The following is a 646-nucleotide window of genomic DNA, read 5'->3' as shown; positions in this document are numbered from 1 at the left end:
CCCCCCGGCCCAGCCGGGCCTCTTCTGACCCAGGGCGACCCGGACCGCCCGCGGCCACCCGACGGACGGATCGGTCCTGTGCTCCGCTGCGGCCCGGCGGGCCGACCGGTCCTGCCCCGCGGCGGCCTGGTGGACGGTTCAGTCCTGCTCCGCCACCAGCCGGGCCGGGAAGCCGCCGGTGGCGACCGGGCTCCAGGAGACCGGGGTGACGCGGATGATCGACTTCCCCTGCTTCAGCATCGCCGCCCGGTACTCGTCCCAGTCCGGGTGCTCTCCCGCGATGTTCCGGTAGTACTCCACCAGCGGCTCCACCGAATCCGGCGCGTCGATCACCTCGGCGGTGCCGTCGATCTGCACCCACGGGCCGTTCCAGTCGTCGCTGAGGACGAGGACCGAGACCCGCTCGTCGCGCTTGGCGTTGCGGGTCTTGGCCCGCTCCGGGTAGGTCGAGATCACGATGCGCCCGGAGTCGTCGACCCCGCAGGTCAGCGGCGAGCCCTGAGGGCCGCCGTCGCCGCGGCGGGTGAGCAGGATCGCGCGGTGGCGGGGACGGACGAAGTCCAGCAGCTCCACGAGGGAGACGGAGAGGTTGGTCGCGATGTTCGGTGCCATGACCCGCAGCCTAGGGGCCGGACGGGCCCGAGGC

General features: G+C 73.5%; 1 protein-coding gene. It reads right to left on the bottom strand.

All coding sequences use genetic code 11. From position 1 onward, the window contains the following. Nucleotides 1-138 precede the first annotated feature (138 nt). Entirely contained in the window at nt 139-612 is a 474-nt protein-coding gene (locus ACOV8S_RS25260; RefSeq protein WP_351113827.1) for a PPOX class F420-dependent oxidoreductase, read from the bottom strand. Nucleotides 613-646 lie beyond the last annotated feature (34 nt).

Source organism: Streptomyces sp. CO7 (genome assembly GCF_053474865.1).
Note: the sequence above shows the minus strand (reverse complement) of the source record. Positions and strands in the feature narration are given on the sequence as shown.

What these genes read in the sequence shown, in the direction of transcription:
- ACOV8S_RS25260 (WP_351113827.1), bottom strand. Translation starts at nt 612, where the DNA reads ATGGCACCGAACATCGCGACCAACCTCTCCGTCTCCCTCGTGGAGCTG.